The 14,715-nt window shown below is 67.4% G+C and carries 14 protein-coding genes; 13 read left to right on the forward strand and 1 reads right to left on the reverse strand.

The features are described from left to right. The 9 genes from PSELUDRAFT_RS10405 to PSELUDRAFT_RS10445 all read left to right on the forward strand — a co-directional run bounded on the left by PSELUDRAFT_RS10405 (position 1) and on the right by PSELUDRAFT_RS10445 (position 9,290). The gene (locus PSELUDRAFT_RS10405) at positions 1 to 1,818 is read left to right on the forward strand and encodes a nitric oxide reductase activation protein NorD (RefSeq protein WP_088966785.1); all 1,818 of its coding nucleotides are present in this window, start codon (positions 1 to 3) and stop codon (positions 1,816 to 1,818) included. Positions 1,819 to 2,415: 597 nt separating this feature from the next. Beyond that, on the forward strand, positions 2,416 to 2,628 hold the full coding sequence (locus PSELUDRAFT_RS10410) for a DUF3079 domain-containing protein (protein ID WP_088966786.1): 213 nt from the start codon (positions 2,416 to 2,418) through the stop codon (positions 2,626 to 2,628). A gap of 78 nt (positions 2,629 to 2,706) precedes the next feature. After that, positions 2,707 to 4,431 carry a nitrite reductase gene (locus tag PSELUDRAFT_RS10415; protein WP_088966787.1) on the forward strand — a complete coding sequence of 575 codons (1,725 nt, stop codon included), beginning with the start codon at positions 2,707 to 2,709 and terminating at the stop codon, positions 4,429 to 4,431. 67 nt (positions 4,432 to 4,498) lie between these two features. Further along, positions 4,499 to 4,807: a c-type cytochrome gene (locus PSELUDRAFT_RS10420; RefSeq protein ID WP_088968461.1), complete on the forward strand. Its 309-nt coding sequence runs from the start codon at positions 4,499 to 4,501 to the stop codon at positions 4,805 to 4,807. Positions 4,808 to 4,910: 103 nt separating this feature from the next. After that, the gene (locus tag PSELUDRAFT_RS10425; protein ID WP_088966788.1) at positions 4,911 to 5,276 is read left to right on the forward strand and encodes a cytochrome c; all 366 of its coding nucleotides are present in this window, start codon (positions 4,911 to 4,913) and stop codon (positions 5,274 to 5,276) included. Further along, positions 5,273 to 6,451 (forward strand): cytochrome D1 domain-containing protein, encoded by a 1,179-nt coding sequence (locus PSELUDRAFT_RS10430; protein ID WP_088966789.1) that lies wholly within the window; start codon positions 5,273 to 5,275, stop codon positions 6,449 to 6,451. The genes PSELUDRAFT_RS10425 and PSELUDRAFT_RS10430 overlap by 4 nt, the downstream gene beginning before the upstream one ends. 1 nt (position 6,452) lies before the next feature. Then, complete coding sequence (locus tag PSELUDRAFT_RS10435; RefSeq protein ID WP_088966790.1) at positions 6,453 to 7,436, forward strand: Lrp/AsnC family transcriptional regulator; 984 nt, start codon at positions 6,453 to 6,455, stop codon at positions 7,434 to 7,436. After that, the gene (locus tag PSELUDRAFT_RS10440) at positions 7,433 to 8,419 is read left to right on the forward strand and encodes an Lrp/AsnC family transcriptional regulator (RefSeq protein WP_088966791.1); all 987 of its coding nucleotides are present in this window, start codon (positions 7,433 to 7,435) and stop codon (positions 8,417 to 8,419) included. Before PSELUDRAFT_RS10435 ends, PSELUDRAFT_RS10440 begins: the two co-directional genes overlap by 4 nt. Positions 8,420 to 8,528: 109 nt before the next feature. Beyond that, positions 8,529 to 9,290 carry a hypothetical protein gene (locus tag PSELUDRAFT_RS10445; RefSeq protein WP_088966792.1) on the forward strand — a complete coding sequence of 254 codons (762 nt, stop codon included), beginning with the start codon at positions 8,529 to 8,531 and terminating at the stop codon, positions 9,288 to 9,290. A gap of 46 nt (positions 9,291 to 9,336) precedes the next feature. Here PSELUDRAFT_RS10445 and PSELUDRAFT_RS10450 read toward each other — a convergent pair whose 3' ends face one another. After that, positions 9,337 to 10,194 carry an EamA family transporter gene (locus PSELUDRAFT_RS10450; protein WP_088966793.1) on the reverse strand — a complete coding sequence of 286 codons (858 nt, stop codon included), beginning with the start codon at positions 10,192 to 10,194 and terminating at the stop codon, positions 9,337 to 9,339. A gap of 177 nt (positions 10,195 to 10,371) precedes the next feature. Here PSELUDRAFT_RS10450 and PSELUDRAFT_RS19365 point away from each other — a divergent pair, with 177 nt between their 5' ends. The 4 genes from PSELUDRAFT_RS19365 (at position 10,372) to PSELUDRAFT_RS10465 (ending at position 14,179) form a co-directional block, all read left to right on the forward strand. Further along, positions 10,372 to 10,578 (forward strand): hypothetical protein, encoded by a 207-nt coding sequence (locus PSELUDRAFT_RS19365; protein ID WP_157725087.1) that lies wholly within the window; start codon positions 10,372 to 10,374, stop codon positions 10,576 to 10,578. An 88-nt stretch (positions 10,579 to 10,666) separates the two neighbouring features. Next, complete coding sequence (gene nirJ / locus PSELUDRAFT_RS10455) at positions 10,667 to 11,875, forward strand: heme d1 biosynthesis radical SAM protein NirJ (RefSeq protein WP_088966794.1); 1,209 nt, start codon at positions 10,667 to 10,669, stop codon at positions 11,873 to 11,875. After that, on the forward strand, positions 11,872 to 13,413 hold the full coding sequence (locus PSELUDRAFT_RS10460; RefSeq protein ID WP_088966795.1) for a nitrite reductase: 1,542 nt from the start codon (positions 11,872 to 11,874) through the stop codon (positions 13,411 to 13,413). Before nirJ ends, PSELUDRAFT_RS10460 begins: the two co-directional genes overlap by 4 nt. An 88-nt stretch (positions 13,414 to 13,501) precedes the next feature. After that, complete coding sequence (locus PSELUDRAFT_RS10465; protein ID WP_088966796.1) at positions 13,502 to 14,179, forward strand: Crp/Fnr family transcriptional regulator; 678 nt, start codon at positions 13,502 to 13,504, stop codon at positions 14,177 to 14,179. Positions 14,180 to 14,715: the final 536 nt, after the last annotated feature.

The following is a 14,715-nucleotide window of genomic DNA, read 5'->3' on the forward strand; positions in this document are numbered from 1 at the left end:
ATGGAAGACCTGGTTGGCGGCTGGTGGGACAAACTCATCCGCCGCGCCGCTTACCGCGGCTACCCGCAGGCACAGGTCTGCCTGGCCGATATCGAAAAGCAGGCGCCGCTGTTCTTCCGCGCCATGGGCGGCGATGCCGCGCTCACCGTCCGCAGCGCGGTGGGCACCGCCCACGGCGCACGCCGCCGCCTGCTGGAACGCATCGCCGGCAGCAACACCCAGGTGGAGCTGGCCTGGCGCGACGGCCAGTCGCTGTACCTGCCGGACAAGATCGACCTGTACCCGGATACCGCCCTCAACCGCGATCTGTACTTCTGGCTGATGGCACTGGCGGCGCAGCCGGTGCCGGCGGGCGACTGGCTCAGCCGCAACCGCCTGGCGGCGGCAGCCTGCCTGGCGCAGATGCCCGGCCTGGCCGCGCTGTACCGCCGGCTGGTGGCCGCCTTGCTGCCGCTGCGTGACAACCCGCGCGAGCCGGCTGCCGCTGCGCGCGAAGCCGCCATCCGCCAGGCGCTGCAGGCGCCGGAACAGGCGGTGCAACTGCCGGCCGCCGGCGGCGCGCCGCAGCCGGTGCTGCTGTGGCTGCATCCGGAACCGCCGGGCAGCGCTGCGGCCAACCCCGACGATGGCCAGACACCGGAATCCAGCCAGGGCGACAGCCGCGATGGCCGCCAGCGCCGCCGCTACCGCGCGCGCCGCGAAACGCCGGACGAACGCAAGAACGGCATGCTGCTGCAGTTCCGCGCCGAAAGCATCTTCACCTGGGACGACTACGTGAAGGTGAACCGTCACCAGGATGACGACGACGTGGACGACGGCGCCGCCGCCGAAGACATGGACCGCCTCACCGTGGCGCGCGACGGCAAGACTCGCTCCAGCCGCCTCAAATTCGACCTCGACCTGCCGGCGGCAGCCTACGACGACACCCCGCTGGGCGGTGGCATCCTGCTGCCGGAGTGGGACTGGCGGCGGCAGCGGCTGGTGGCAGACCACTGCCGGCTGCAGCCCATGCAGCCGCGCGACGCGCAGCCGGCCGGCTTGCCGGACAGCCTGCGGCCGCTGGCGCGCCGCCTGCGCCGCCAGTTCCAGGCGCTGTCGCCGGAGCGCACCCGCAAGAGCGGCGAAGCCAGCGGGCCGGATATCGATCTGGACCGGGTGATCCGCTTCCTGGCTGAGCGCAACAGCGGCGTGGCGGTGGCCGAGCCGGCGCTGTACCAGGCCTGGCCGCCGGGCGGGCGCAGCATGGCCTGCCTGCTGCTGGCCGATCTGTCGCTGTCCACCGAAAGCTGGCTGGGCGAAGCCGGGCAGGTAATTCACGTGATCCGCGACAGCCTGCTGCTGTTCGCCGAGGCGCTGGCCGCCTGCGGCGACAGTTTCGGCCTGTACGGTTTTTCCTCCATCCGCCGCAGCGAGGTGCGCTACCTGCTGCTGAAGGATTTTGCCGAGCGCTATGACGACGCCGCGCGCGGCCGCATCCTGGCGATACGCCCCGGCTACTACACGCGCATGGGCGCCGCCATCCGCCAGTCCACCCGCATCCTGCTGGAGCAGCCGGCGCAGCGCCGGCTGTTGCTGATCGTCTCCGACGGCAAGCCCAACGACCTGGACCACTACGAAGGCCGCTACGGCGTGGAAGACACCCGCCACGCGGTGCTGGAGGCCAGGCAGGCCGGGCTGATCCCGTTCTGCGTCACGGTGGACAAGGAGGCCGGCGAATACCTGCCGCACCTGTTCGGCCGCCGTGGTTACAGCGTGGTGCACGACGCGCGGCGGCTGCCGCAGGTGCTTACCAGCCTGTATGCGCGGTTGACGGCGTAGGGCGGGTTGGCCGCATCAGCTCGGCACAGCCGCGTAGCTTGGGTTGAGCGTAGCGAAGCCCAACGTTTACCGGGTTGGTTTGGTGGTGTTGTCTGGTGTGGAGTCCGCTGCGCGGATGATGGTTTGAAGTCGCCGGTTCCGCCCGGCACACGGGGTACTTTCTTTTGCTTCACCAAAAGAAAGTACCCAAAGAAAAGGCGACCCCTGATATCTATTGGCGCTGCTCGAAACCCCGTGCAAAAAGGCACGCCCCAGGCGCCGCCGAACTCGCCCCTCGCTAACGGCTCGGGGCTCAGACAGATCGGCGTCTTAAAACCTGGGACGCACAATTTTGCCCGGCTCGCGCCAACGGGACTGGGGCACGTCGGTTCGGCTCTGCCTGCACCTATCCGGGCTACGGGTCTACGCGGCAACGCGTTCACAGGTAGGGCGGAAGCCCGGTTTTACCGGGCGTTCCGCCGTTCGAATACAAGGTTGGCCGCATGCTGGCGGAACACCCCTGGCGGGGCTTCCGCCCTACGTGCTACGGCTTGAGCTTGGCCGCATCCGGGATGCAAGACATGCGGCCAACGTTGGCCGCAAGAAAAGGAGGCCGTCATGGCCAAGAAGTTTCCCATTCACCCGGCGCATCCGGAGCGTGTGTGCTGGGGCTGCGACAAGTACTGCCCGGCCGGGTCGTTGCAATGCGGCAACGGTTCCGGGCGCACTCAGCACCCGGCGGAGATTCTCGGCGACGACTGGTACCTGCATGGCGACTGGGGTCTGGAGCTTGAGGAAAATACCCCTGCTGACGTGTCCGGAAAGCGTTGATGCGAATCAATGCTGGCGTCCTGATGGCGGGCGGATGATGCACGCATCGATTCCTTCATAAGCGTGGTGGAGAACATCATGAAAGTCCCGAGGATGAGCGCGCTCGCACAAGGCGTATTGCTGGTAACCCTGCCGCTGGCGGCAAGCCTGGCCTGGGCCGATGCGGCTGCCAAGCCCCAGCCGGAGGCGGCCTATCAGTCAGCCCCTTCGCCGCTGGCCGGCGAGGAGATGTACCAGAACATCAACCCCAAGGCGCCGCCGATGACCAAGGCGGAGTTTGCCCGTGCCAAGCAGATTTACTTCGAGCGCTGCGCCGGCTGTCACGGCGTGCTGCGCAAGGGTGCTACCGGCAAGCCGCTGACCCCGGACATCACCCTGGCCAAGGGCACCGATTACCTGAAAGTGTTCATCGCCTACGGCAGCCCGGCGGGCATGCCCAACTGGCAGACCTCCGGTGAAATGACGCCGCAGGACGTGGACCTGATGGCGCGCTACGTGCAGCAGGAGCCGCCGACACCGCCGGAATACTCGATGGCCGACATCGAGAAGTCGCGCAAGGAGCTGGTGCCGGTGGCCCAGCGCCCGACGCACAAGATGAACAACTACAACCTGGACAACCTGTTCTCGGTAACGCTGCGTGACTCCGGCGAAGTGGCGCTGATCGACGGCGACTCCAAGCAGATCATCAATATCGTCAAGACCGGCTACGCGGTGCACATCTCGCGCCTGTCCAGCTCCGGCCGCTACCTGTACGTGATCGGCCGCGATGCCAAGATCAACCTCATTGACCTGTGGATGCCGAAGCCGGACAACGTGGCCGAGGTGAAGGTGGGCCTGGAAGCGCGCTCGGTGGAAACTTCCAAGTTCAAGGGCTGGGAAGACAAGATCGCCGTGGCCGGCACCTACTGGCCGCCGCAGTTCGTGATCATGGATGGCGATACGCTGAAACCGCGCAAGATCGTCTCCACCCGCGGCATGACCGTGGACAACGAGTACCACCCCGAGCCGCGCGTGGCGTCCATCGTGTCCAGCCACTACAAGCCGGAATTCGTGATCAATGCCAAGGAGACCGGCAAGATCATGATGGTGGACTACTCCGACCTGAACAACCTCAAGACCACCACTATCGATTCCGCCAAGTTCCTGCATGATGGCGGCTTCGACAGCAGCGGCCGCTACTTCCTGGTAGCCGCCAACGCCTCCAACAAGATCGCGGTGGTGGATACCAAGCTCGACAAGCTGGCCGCGCTGGTGGACGTGGGTAAGACCCCGCACCCGGGCCGTGGCGCCAACTTCGTGCATCCCAAGTTCGGCCCGGTGTGGAGCACCTCGCACCTGGGTAGCGACGACGTGACGCTGATCGGCACCGACCCGGTGAAACACCCGCAGTACGCCTGGAAGGCCGTCGCCACCTTCAAGGGCCAGGGCGGTGGTTCGCTGTTCATCAAGACCCACCCGAAATCGCACAATCTGTGGGTGGATACCCCGCTGAACCCGGAAGCCAAGGTCAGCCAGAGCGTGGCGGTATACGACATCAACAACCTGGACAAGGGCCCGCAGATCGTGGACGTGGCCGCCTGCGCCAAGCTGGGTGATGACGGTGCCAAGCGCGTGGTGCAGCCGGAGTACAACAAGGCCGGCGACGAGGTGTGGTTCTCGGTGTGGAGCGCCAAGAACAAGGAATCCGCCATCGTGGTGGTGGACGACAAGACCCGCAGCTGCAAGGCGGTCATCAAGGACAAGCGCCTGATCACCCCGACCGGCAAGTTCAACGTGTTCAACACCCAGCACGATATTTATTGATAGCCCGGGCATGACGCCGCCGCGCCGTGAGGTGGCGGCGGCCGATGCCCGCCAAGGAGATAACGCCATGTACAAGACATTGCTGACTGTCGGCCTGCTGTCCGCCGGCCTGCTGCTGGCCGCCCCGGCCAACGCCTCGCTGGAGCTGGCCAAGAAGAACAACTGCCTGGCCTGCCACAGCGTGGATCACAAGGTGGTAGGGCCGGCGTTCAAGGACGTTGCCGCCAAGTACAAGGGCCAGAACGTGCAGGCCAAGCTGGAAGAGAAAGTCCGCAAGGGCGGTTCCGGCAGCTTTGGCCCGGTGCCGATGTCGCCCAACCCGCAGGTGCCGGATGCCGAGCTGAAGCAGCTGGTGAAGTGGGTGTTGTCGCAATAAGTCGTATCTGTAAAGCGGCCGGCCGCAAGGTTGGCCGCACGCTGCGACGGCTTGTGCCAGCAGGTGCCGCCTGCTGGCGCAAGCCTTTGCCGGAAGATCAAGCATGAAACCTCCTCCTGCCAGCCCCTTGCGGCTGAGTCTGAAATGCCTGCTGCTGCTGGTTTGCAGCGCCGTGTTGTTCTACGAGTCCGCCCATGCCGAAACCCCGGGCGCGCCAGCCCCCGCCCGCACCGCCGAGCTGCAGCACCTGCTGCGCCAGGATTGCGGCGCCTGCCATGGCATGACGCTGCAGGGCGGGCTGGGCAGCCCGCTCACCGCCGCGGCGCTGGCCGGCAAGCCGGCGGACAGCCTGGTCGCCACCTTGCTGGATGGCCGCCCCGGCACCGCCATGCCGCCGTGGCGACCGTTCATCAGCGAGGACGAGGCGCGCTGGCTGATCCGGCAACTGCAACAGGGAAGCGCACCATGAAACGATTGAGCAAACTGGCGCTGGCCATGGCCGCCGCCGCACTGCTGGCAGGCTGCGCCAGCCCGGCGCTGCGTGGCAGCGGCGACCTGGGAGTAGTGATAGAACGCGCCAGCGGCAGCGTGCAGGTGGTGGACAACAGCCACCTGGCGCAGCTGTCGCGGGTAACGGGGCTGGGCGATCTGTCGCACGCCTCGCTGGTGTACAGCCGCGATGCGCGCTACGTGTACGTGTTCGGCCGCGACGGCGGGCTGTCCAAGGTGGACATCCTCAGCGGCAAGCTGGTGGCGCGGGTAATGCAGGCCGGCAACAGCATAGGCGGCGCCATTTCCAGCGACGGCCGCATCGTGGCGGCGCAGAACTACAGCCCGGGGGGAGTGAAGCTGTTCGATGCCGACAGCCTGGCGCTGCTGGCCGATGTACCGGCGGTGGATGAACACGGCCAGCCATCCAAGGTGGTGGGCCTGGCCGACCTGCCGGGCAACCGTTTTGCCTACAGCCTGTTCGAGGCCGGCGAGATCTGGCTGCTGGATGCGGCCAACCCTCGCGCGCCGAAAGTGAGCAAATACCGCGACATCGGCCGCCAGCCCTATGACGGCCTGGCCAGCGGCGATGGCCGCTACTACATTGCCGGCCTGTACGGCGAGGACGGCCTGGCGCTGCTGGACACCTGGCACCCAGAGGCCGGCGTGCGTCGCATCCTGCCGGGCTACGGCCAGGGCCAGCAGCGGCAGCCGGTGTACAAGATGCCGCACCTGCGCGGCTGGAGCATGGCCGGCGATTACGCCTTCCTGCCGGCCATCGGCCACAACAGCGTGTTGGTGGCGGACAGCCGCAGCTGGCAGCAGGTGACACAGGTGCCGGTGTACGGTCAGCCGGTGTTCGTGATGGCCGAGCCGTCCGGGCGCCGGGTGTGGGTGAACTTTGCCTACCCGCACAACGACACCGTGCAGGTGATCGATGTGCCCAGCATGCAGGTCATCAAGACGCTGAAGCCGGGCAAGGCCATCCTGCACATGGAGTTCACCGGCCGTGGCGATGCGGTGTGGTTGTCCAGCCGCGATGACGACAAGCTGGTGGTGATCGACACCCAGAACTTTGCCACCGTGGCCGAGCTGCCTGCGGCCAACCCTTCCGGCATCTTCTTCAGCTGGCGCGCCGCGCGCATGGGGATGTGACATGCAGCAGCGTTTGCAGGACCCGTTCTTGCGGCTGCTGGACCGCTACCAGCGCGACTTCCCGCTGCAGTCGGCGCCGTTCGCGCTGCTGGCCGCCGAGTGCGGCCTGCCGGAGTCGGTGCTGCTGCTGCGCCTGCAGCAGGCGCGCGACGACGGCTTGATCAGCCGCATCGGCGCCGTGTTCGCCCCCAACACCGTGGGCGCCAGCACCCTGGCGGCGCTGGCGGTGCCGCCGGCGCGGCTGGACGAGGTAGCGGCACTGGTGAGCAGCCTGCCGCAGGTCAACCACAACTACGCGCGCGATCACCATTACAACCTGTGGTTCGTGCTGGCGGCGCCCGACCGCGCCGGCATTGTCGCCGCGCTGGCGCGCATCGCGGAGCTTACCGGCCTGGTGCCGCTGGATCTGCCGCTGGAGCGCGAATACCACATCGACCTGGGTTTTGCCCTGGGCGAGCAGGGGCCGTCGCGGCGAGTTACCGTCAGCCCGCCGCCGCCGGCGCTGGATGAGGCCGACCGCCGGCTGATCAGCGCGCTGGGCGACGGCCTGCCGCTGCTGCCATGCCCGTTTCTGCCACTGGCCGCCGCCAGCGGCCTGGCCGAACAGGCGGTGCGCGAACGCTTGCAGGATTGGGAAACCAGCGGCGTGGTGCGCCGTTTCGGCTTTGTGCTGCGCCATCACGAGCTGGGCTTTCGCGGCAACGCCATGTGCGTGTGGCAGGTGCCGGCCGCGGCGCGCGACGATATCGGCGCCCGCTTGGCCGGCGATGCCGCGGTGTCGCTGTGCTATGCCCGCCCGCCGCTCGGCCCGCACTGGCCGTACAACCTGTTCTGCATGATCCATACCCGCGATGCCGACAGCGCACGGCGCGAGGTGCGGCGGCTGGCCGAGGAACACCTGCTGCTGCACGTGCCGCAGGCCATGCTGCTGTCCACCCGCCGCTACACCCAGCGCGGCGCCCGTTACCACCAGGAAACCACATGAATGCTGCCTTGCCGCTGGATGTCATCGACAGCCTGATTATCGACCGCCTGCAGGGCGGCTTTCCGCTGCTGCCAGGGCCGTTCGCACTCGCGGGCGAGCCGCTGGGCCTGTCGGCCGCCAAGCTGTGCGAGCGGCTGCAGTCGCTGCTGGATCGCAAGGTGCTGACCCGCTTCGGCCCCATGTACCAGGTGGAGCGCATGGGCGGCGCCTTCGTGCTGGCGGCGATGGTGGTGCCGGAGGCGCGCTACGACGCGGTGGCGGCGCAGCTGGACGCGCTGCCGGCAGTGGCGCACAACTACCGCCGCGAGCACGAGCTGAACATGTGGTTCGTGCTGGCCACCAGCACGCCGGGGCGCATCTACGACGCCATGCTGGAGATCGAGGAGGCCACCGGCCTGCGGGTGTACGACTTTCCCAAGCTGCGCGAGTACTACGTGGGCATGCAGTTCGCGGTGGGCGGCAGCGCCCCGGTGGGGCGGCGCGAGCTGGTGGCCGGCGATGCCGGCGCGGTGGCGCTGGACGACACCGACTGGCAGCTGATCCGCCGCACCCAGGGCGGGCTGCCGCTGCTGGCCGAGCCGTGGCAGCAGCTGGGCGCCGAGTTGGGCCTGGCGGCCGACGAGGTGTGCACGCGGCTGGCCGCCATGGTGCAGAACGGGGTGATCCGCCGTATCGGCGCGGTGCCCAACCACTACGCCATCGGCTATGCGGCCAACGGTATGGCGGTGTTCGATGTGGACGACGAGCAGGTGGATGCGCTGGGGCAGCAGGTGGGCGCGCAGCCCTTTGTCAGCCACTGCTACCGCCGGCTGCGGCGCCAGCCGGTGTGGCCGTACAACCTGTTCGCCATGTGCCACGGCCGCAGCCGCGACGAGGTGCAGGACCAGGTGGCGGCGATACGGCAGCAGCTGGGCGACGCCTGCCGCCGCCACGAGGTGCTGTTCTCCAGCCGCATCCTGAAGAAAAGCGGCTTGCGGGTGTGAGCCTGCCGCCATCTGCTTTGCATATACAGCTTGCCGCCGGCCGGCGATCCCGATACAACTATCGATAAGAACAAATGCTGTACGGGGGAGGAGTATGACGGGGCAGTGCATGCGGCGGCTGTGGGCCGTGCTGTTGTGCTGGGGCCTGCTGGCGCCGGCGCTGGCGGCCGACATCAGCTACATGGTGATCGAGCAGGTGGAGCCGTTCCAGATCGTGACGCGCGACGACCCGATGCATGGCGGCCTGGTAACCGAAATCGTGCGCCAGGTGTTCCACGGCAGCCCGCACCGGATTCACCCGATAGTGGCGCCGGGGCCACGGATGGCATCGCTGCGCAGCAGCGGGCAGACGCCCAACTGGCTGAGCTACGGCGCCAGGCCCTGGCTGCAGCCGGGCTGGCAGATGTCGCAGCAGCCCATCTTCAGCTGGCACCACGTACTGGCGGTGCCCAGGAGCAGCCGCTTCCGCTATCACCGGCTCCGCGACCTGTTCGAGCAGCAGCTGATCCTGATGCACGGTTACGACTACCCGGGGCTGGACAACTACCTGCGCAGCAAATCGGCGCAGGGCCGCATCATCGACCAGCGCGCGCTGTCGCAGGACAGCGCCATCCGCATGCTGCGCGCCGGGCGCGGCGTGGGCTATGTCGATACCGAGATGCGGCTGCTATACAACCTGCGCGAGCAGGGGCTGTCGCCGGACGACTTCCGTTTCTACGACCTGTCGGCGGTGATACCGGTGATCGACATCCACCTGATGTACGACCGCAGCATGCCGGAGGAGGTCAAGACCCTGATTGACAGCCGGCTGGCGCAGATGCGCCAGAGCGGCCAGCTGGCCGCCATGGTGCGGCACTATCGCTTGCACTAGCGGCTGCGCTAGCGCGGCGTGCGGCCAACCCCTGGGAGGCCGGCGTTCAGACGCTTTGCGCGCGCCCCAGCCGGTTCAGCCACAGCGAGGCCAGGATCACCGCGCCACCCAGCGCCAGTCGCTGCAGGTTGGCGTGGTGGTTCCAGATCAGCACATTCACCAGCAGCCCGGCCGGCACGTGCAGCTCGTTCATGATCGCCAGCGTGCCGGCGCTGACCTGCGCGCTGCCCTTCACCCACCAGTACATGCCCAGCGCGGTGGCGAACAGCCCCATATAGACCAGCACGCTCCACTGTATGGTGCTGTGCGGCAGCTTCGCCGGGTTGCCGAACAGCAGGAAGGACGGCAACGCCACCAGCAGCGCACCCAGGAAGAAATGGCCGAAGTAGCGGTGCAGCGGCAGTTGCTGCGGGTAGTTTTGCAGCAGGCGGCGGCACAGCACCTGGCCGGCGGCAAAGGTGAAGTTGGCCAGCTGCAGCAGCAGAAAGCCCAGCAGGTATTCGCCCTGCAGCGGCTGGAAGCGGATGACGATGCCGCCGCCCACCGCCACCGCGGCGGCCAGCAGCGCCCAGCGGTTGAGGCGGCGCGACAGTGCATCGTCCAGCAGGGTGACGTAGATCGGCGTCAGCACGGTGAACAGCAGCACCTCCGGCACGGTCAGCACGGCAAAACTGCGGTACAGGCACAGGTAGGTGATGCCGAACTGCAGCGCGCCGGCCAGCCAGAAGCCGCCGGCCAGCCGCTGCGGCAGCCCGCGCCACACGGTAAACGGCAGGAACACGGCGGTGGCGATCAGCACGCGCAGCAGCACGGCAAAGTCGCTGTCCACCTGCGCCGCCAGGTACTGGCCGATCAGGCTGAAGGAAAACGCCCACAGAATGGTGACGATGATCAGGTAAGGCATGGCAATCGGTTTGTAAACGGTATCGGGCCGAGATGATAGGCGCAGACGGCCCGGCGGGAAAGCCGTGGCGGCGCCCAGTGTGTTCTGTGCCGGGGCGTCCCCGGGGCTACACTGAAAGGGTGCGCACAGGCGCACGATGCACTGCCCGCTGCATGCCGGCGGGCAAGGAGTATGGTCATGTCTTCCCTACGCAGACAGCGCGGCTGGTACAACGGCGCCCTCATGATGGCGCTGGTACTGGTCTTGGTGCTGTTCATGGCGCAGCCGTGGATTCCGCTGCTGCTGCTGGCTGCCCTGGGCAGCGCGGCAGTGGTCACCTTCACCATGCGCGGTGGCAGCTTCCTGAAAGAGTGGTACCGGCAACACCATCCGCACCTGCATTGAGCGCCGTTTGACTGGCGCTTGACTGCAGTCAATGAGATTGCCGCTGGCAACACCGACGATGACGCCATTGTTATCGCCGGAGGCTGTCATGTTGCGTCTGAGCCATTACCTGCACACCCTGCTGCACCCGGCGCCGCTGGCGTCAGCGCGACCGCCGGCCGGCCCGGTGGTGATCTGGAACCTGATCCGCCGCTGCAACCTTACCTGCCAGCACTGCTATTCCACCTCCGCCGACAAGGATTTCGACGGCGAACTGTCCACCGATGAAGTGTTCACGGTGCTGGACGACCTGTACGCCTTCGGCGTGCGGGTGCTGATCCTGTCCGGCGGCGAGCCACTGCTACGGCCGGACATCTTCACCATCGGCCGCCGCGCGCGCGACATGGGCTTCTACGTGGGGCTGTCCAGCAACGGCACGCTGATCGATGCGGCCAACGTTGGCCGCATCGCCGATACCGGCTTCGACTACGTGGGCGTGAGCCTGGACGGCATCGGCGCCACCCACGACCGCTTCCGCCGCATGGATGGCGGCTTTGCGCGCGCGCTGGACGGCATCTGCCTGGCGCGCGACGTGGGCATCAAGGTGGGCGTGCGCTACACCATGACCGAGGACAACGCCCACGACCTGCCGGCGCTGCTGCAACTGGTGGCGGACGAGGGCATCGACAAGTTCTACTTCTCGCACCTGAACTACGCCGGGCGCGGCAACAAGCACCGCGACAGCGACGCGCGCCACGCGCGCACCCGCTGGGCGATGGACCTGCTGCTGGACGCCTGCCATGCGCACCTGCGGGCCGGCGACCCGCGCGACTTCGTTACCGGCAACAACGACGCCGACGGCATCTACCTGCTGCAGTGGGCGGCGCGGCACTACCCGGCCGAGGCGCCGGCGCTGCAGCAGCGGCTGCTGCAGTGGGGCGGCAACGCCAGCGGTGTCAATGTGGCCAATATCGATAACGTCGGCAATGTGCATCCGGACACCATGTGGTGGCAGGTGACGCTGGGCAATGTGCGCGAGCGGCCGTTTTCCGCCATCTGGCCGGATACCAGCCACCCGCTGATGGCCGGGCTCAAGCAGCGGCCGCGGCCGGTGACCGGGCGCTGCGCCGCCTGCGCCCACCTGGCGATCTGCAACGGCAACACCCGCGTGCGCGCCTGGCAGCTTACCGGCGACTACTGGGCGGCCGACCCGGCCTGTTACCTCACCGACGCCGAAATCGGCGTGACGCCGGGCAGCTACACCCTGCCGGCGCTGACGCCGTGGCGACGCGGCAGCATCCGGGAGGTGCAGGCATGAAGCGCCAGCTGCTGTTGCTGTTGACTGCCCTGCTGCCGCTGGCGGCGCAGGCCGACCCGGCGGCGCTGTACCAGCAGCACTGCCAGAGCTGCCACGGCGCCGAGCGCATGGGGGCAATGGCGCCGGCGCTGCTGCCGCAGAGCCTGGAGCGGCTGAAGCCGGCCGAGGTGCTGGCCACCATCCGCGACGGCCGCACCGCCACGCAGATGGCCGGCTTTGCCGGCCGGCTGTCCGATGCCGACATCCGCGCACTGGCCGGCTGGCTGGCCACCCCGCCGGCCACGCCGCCGGCCTGGCGCGAGGCGGATACCGCGGCCTCGCGCATCCAGTATGTCAATCCGGCCAGCCTGCCGGCCAGGCCGCAGTTTGCGGCGGGCATCGACCCGCGCAACCTGTTCGTGGTGGTGGAAGCGGGCGATCACCACGTCACCGTGCTGGATGGCGACCGCTTCCAGCCGCTTACCCGTTTCCAGAGCCGCTTCGCGCTGCATGGCGGGCCCAAGTTCTCGCCGGACGGGCGCTTTGTCTACTTTGCCAGCCGTGATGGCTGGATCAGCCAGTACGACCTGTACACGCTGCAGACCGTGGCGGAGATCCGCGTCGGGCTGAACACCCGCAACCTGGCGGTATCGGCCGATGGCCGCTGGGTGCTGGCCGGCAACACCCTGCCGCAGTCCCTGGTGCTGCTGGACGCCAACGGCCTCAAACCGGTGAAGACCTACCCGGTGCAGGATCGCGGCGGCAAGCCGTCGCGGGTATCGGCGGTGTACGACGCCGCACCGCGCAACAGCTTCGTCGTAGCGCTGAAGGATGCCGCCGAGCTGTGGGAAATCTCCTACGACCCCAAGGCGGCGCCGATCTACCCCGGCTACGTGCACGACTACCAGATGGGCGAGGGCCTGGCGCTGCCCGGCTACCTCAACCCGCGCGTGACGCCGCTGGACATGGTGCTGGACGACTTCTTCTTTGACGACAGCTACCGCCACGTGATGGCGGCCTCGCGCGACGGCCACGCCCAGGTGATCAACCTGGACAGCCGCAGCAAGGTGGCCGAGCTGCCGCTGGACGGCATGCCGCACCTGGGCTCCGGCATCACCTTCGAACAGGACGGCCACCACTACATGGCCACGCCGAACCTCAACAGCGGCCGGGTGACGGTGATAGACATGGACCGCTGGCAGGTGGCGGCCAATATCGCCACGCCGGGGCCGGGCTTCTTCCTGCGCAGCCACGACAACACGCCGTACGCCTGGGTGGACGCCATGATGTCGCCGCAGCGCGACACGCTTTCCATCATCGACAAGCGCAGTTTCAAGGTGGTGCGCCAGCTCACGCTGCGGCCGGGCAAGACCAATGCCCACGTGGAGTTCACCCGCGACGGCCGCTACGCGCTGGTGAGCATCATGGAAACGCCGGGCGAGCTGGTGGTGGTGGATGCCGCCACCTTCCGCGAAGTGGCGGCGCTGCCGATGATGAAGCCCATCGGCAAGTACAACGTTTACAACAAGGTGACGCGCTCCAGTGGGACTAGTCATTAGGAGCTAGCCGTCACCCTCTTCCGGCGCATGGCAGTGCGCCGGCGGCCGGCGTAGCCTTGCGCCAGATATTTTCATCGTCGAGGGCAGTATGTCACCGATAGACGTTTCGGCGTTTCTGAGTCACCAGCCGTTGTTCCAGCAACTGTCACCGGCGCAGCTGCAGGCGCTGGTGCCGGCCACGCGCGAGCTGCGCGGGCTGAAAGGGCAGGTGATCTTTCAGCGGGGCGATACCTGCGACGGCATGTATTTGCTGGTGTACGGCAAGGTCAAGCTGGCCCTCAGCTCCAACGGCGGGGTGGAAAAGGTGGTGGAGATCCTGCACCCGGGGCAGAGCTTCGGCGAGGCGGTGATGTTCCTCAACCAGCCGTTCCCGGTGATGGCACAGTTCATCGAGGACGGCCTGCTGCTGCATGTCAGCTCGCATGCGATCCGCGCCGCCATCGTCAGCGACCCCGGCTTTGCGCAGCGCATGCTGGCCGGCCTGGCGCTGCGCCTGCACAACCTGATGCGCGATGTGGCGCGCTACTCGGTGGAAAACGCCTCGCAGCGGGTGGCCGGCTACCTGCTGCAGCTGCAGCGCCAGCGCGGCGACAGTGTGGTGCGGCTGGCGGTGAACAAGAACGTGATCGCCTCGCGCCTCAACATCACCCCGGAAACCTTCTCGCGCGTGCTGCACAGCCTGGTGGAGCAGGGCGCGATAGCGGTGCGCGGCCGCGACATCGACATCATCGACCCGCCCTTGCTGCAACAGCTGGAAACGCAGTAAGGGCACGGCTTGCCTGTGCTGGCGATGCGGCCAACCTTTACAGGGTTGGCCGCATTTTTCATGGCGGCCGTGCAGCTTGGGCCGAGCGTAGCGAAGCCCAACGTTTACCGTATGGTTTGCTTAGTGGTAGGGCGGAAGCCGCAAAGCGGCGTTCCGCCATGCGGCCAAATTTATTTCCGCATGACGAAACGCCCTGTAGGGCGGGTTGGCCGCAAGCCATACCCGCGCGCAGTTGTCGGTGCTCGCGGGTATGAACCTCTGGTTCAACCCGCCCTACGTGATGTGTAGGTTGGGCCGAGCGTAGCGAAGCCCAACGCTTACCGCGTGGTTTGCTCAGTGGTAGGGCGGAAGCCGCAAAGCGGCGTTCCGCAGCCATGCGACCAGGCTTGCTCCCGCATGACGAAACGCCCTGTAGGGCGGGTTGGCCGCGGCCATACCCGCGCGCAGTTGTCGGTGTACGCGGGTATGAACCGCTGGTTTAACCCGCCCTACGTGCCGCGTAGTGCGGATGCGCTGCGCTTATCCTGGCTACGGAT

The sequence above is a fragment of the Vogesella sp. LIG4 genome (assembly GCF_900090205.1).
In the GTDB taxonomy this organism is placed as follows: Bacteria; Pseudomonadota; Gammaproteobacteria; order Burkholderiales; family Chromobacteriaceae; genus Vogesella.

Excerpts from the sequence above, each read along its gene's own strand:
- PSELUDRAFT_RS10430 (WP_088966789.1), top strand. The coding sequence starts at position 5,273 with ATGAAACGATTGAGCAAACTGGCGCTGGCCATGGCCGCCGCCGCACTG.
- PSELUDRAFT_RS10420 (WP_088968461.1), top strand. The coding sequence starts at position 4,499 with ATGTACAAGACATTGCTGACTGTCGGCCTGCTGTCCGCCGGCCTGCTG.
- PSELUDRAFT_RS10440 (WP_088966791.1), top strand. The coding sequence starts at position 7,433 with ATGAATGCTGCCTTGCCGCTGGATGTCATCGACAGCCTGATTATCGAC.
- PSELUDRAFT_RS10460 (WP_088966795.1), top strand. The coding sequence starts at position 11,872 with ATGAAGCGCCAGCTGCTGTTGCTGTTGACTGCCCTGCTGCCGCTGGCG.
- PSELUDRAFT_RS10465 (WP_088966796.1), top strand. The coding sequence starts at position 13,502 with ATGTCACCGATAGACGTTTCGGCGTTTCTGAGTCACCAGCCGTTGTTC.
- PSELUDRAFT_RS10445 (WP_088966792.1), top strand. The coding sequence starts at position 8,529 with ATGCGGCGGCTGTGGGCCGTGCTGTTGTGCTGGGGCCTGCTGGCGCCG.
- PSELUDRAFT_RS10450 (WP_088966793.1), bottom strand. The coding sequence starts at position 10,194 with ATGCCTTACCTGATCATCGTCACCATTCTGTGGGCGTTTTCCTTCAGC.
- PSELUDRAFT_RS19365 (WP_157725087.1), top strand. The coding sequence starts at position 10,372 with ATGTCTTCCCTACGCAGACAGCGCGGCTGGTACAACGGCGCCCTCATG.
- PSELUDRAFT_RS10405 (WP_088966785.1), top strand. The coding sequence starts at position 1 with ATGGAAGACCTGGTTGGCGGCTGGTGGGACAAACTCATCCGCCGCGCC.
- nirJ (WP_088966794.1), top strand. The coding sequence starts at position 10,667 with ATGTTGCGTCTGAGCCATTACCTGCACACCCTGCTGCACCCGGCGCCG.
- PSELUDRAFT_RS10410 (WP_088966786.1), top strand. The coding sequence starts at position 2,416 with ATGGCCAAGAAGTTTCCCATTCACCCGGCGCATCCGGAGCGTGTGTGC.
- PSELUDRAFT_RS10425 (WP_088966788.1), top strand. The coding sequence starts at position 4,911 with ATGAAACCTCCTCCTGCCAGCCCCTTGCGGCTGAGTCTGAAATGCCTG.
- PSELUDRAFT_RS10415 (WP_088966787.1), top strand. The coding sequence starts at position 2,707 with ATGAAAGTCCCGAGGATGAGCGCGCTCGCACAAGGCGTATTGCTGGTA.
- PSELUDRAFT_RS10435 (WP_088966790.1), top strand. The coding sequence starts at position 6,453 with ATGCAGCAGCGTTTGCAGGACCCGTTCTTGCGGCTGCTGGACCGCTAC.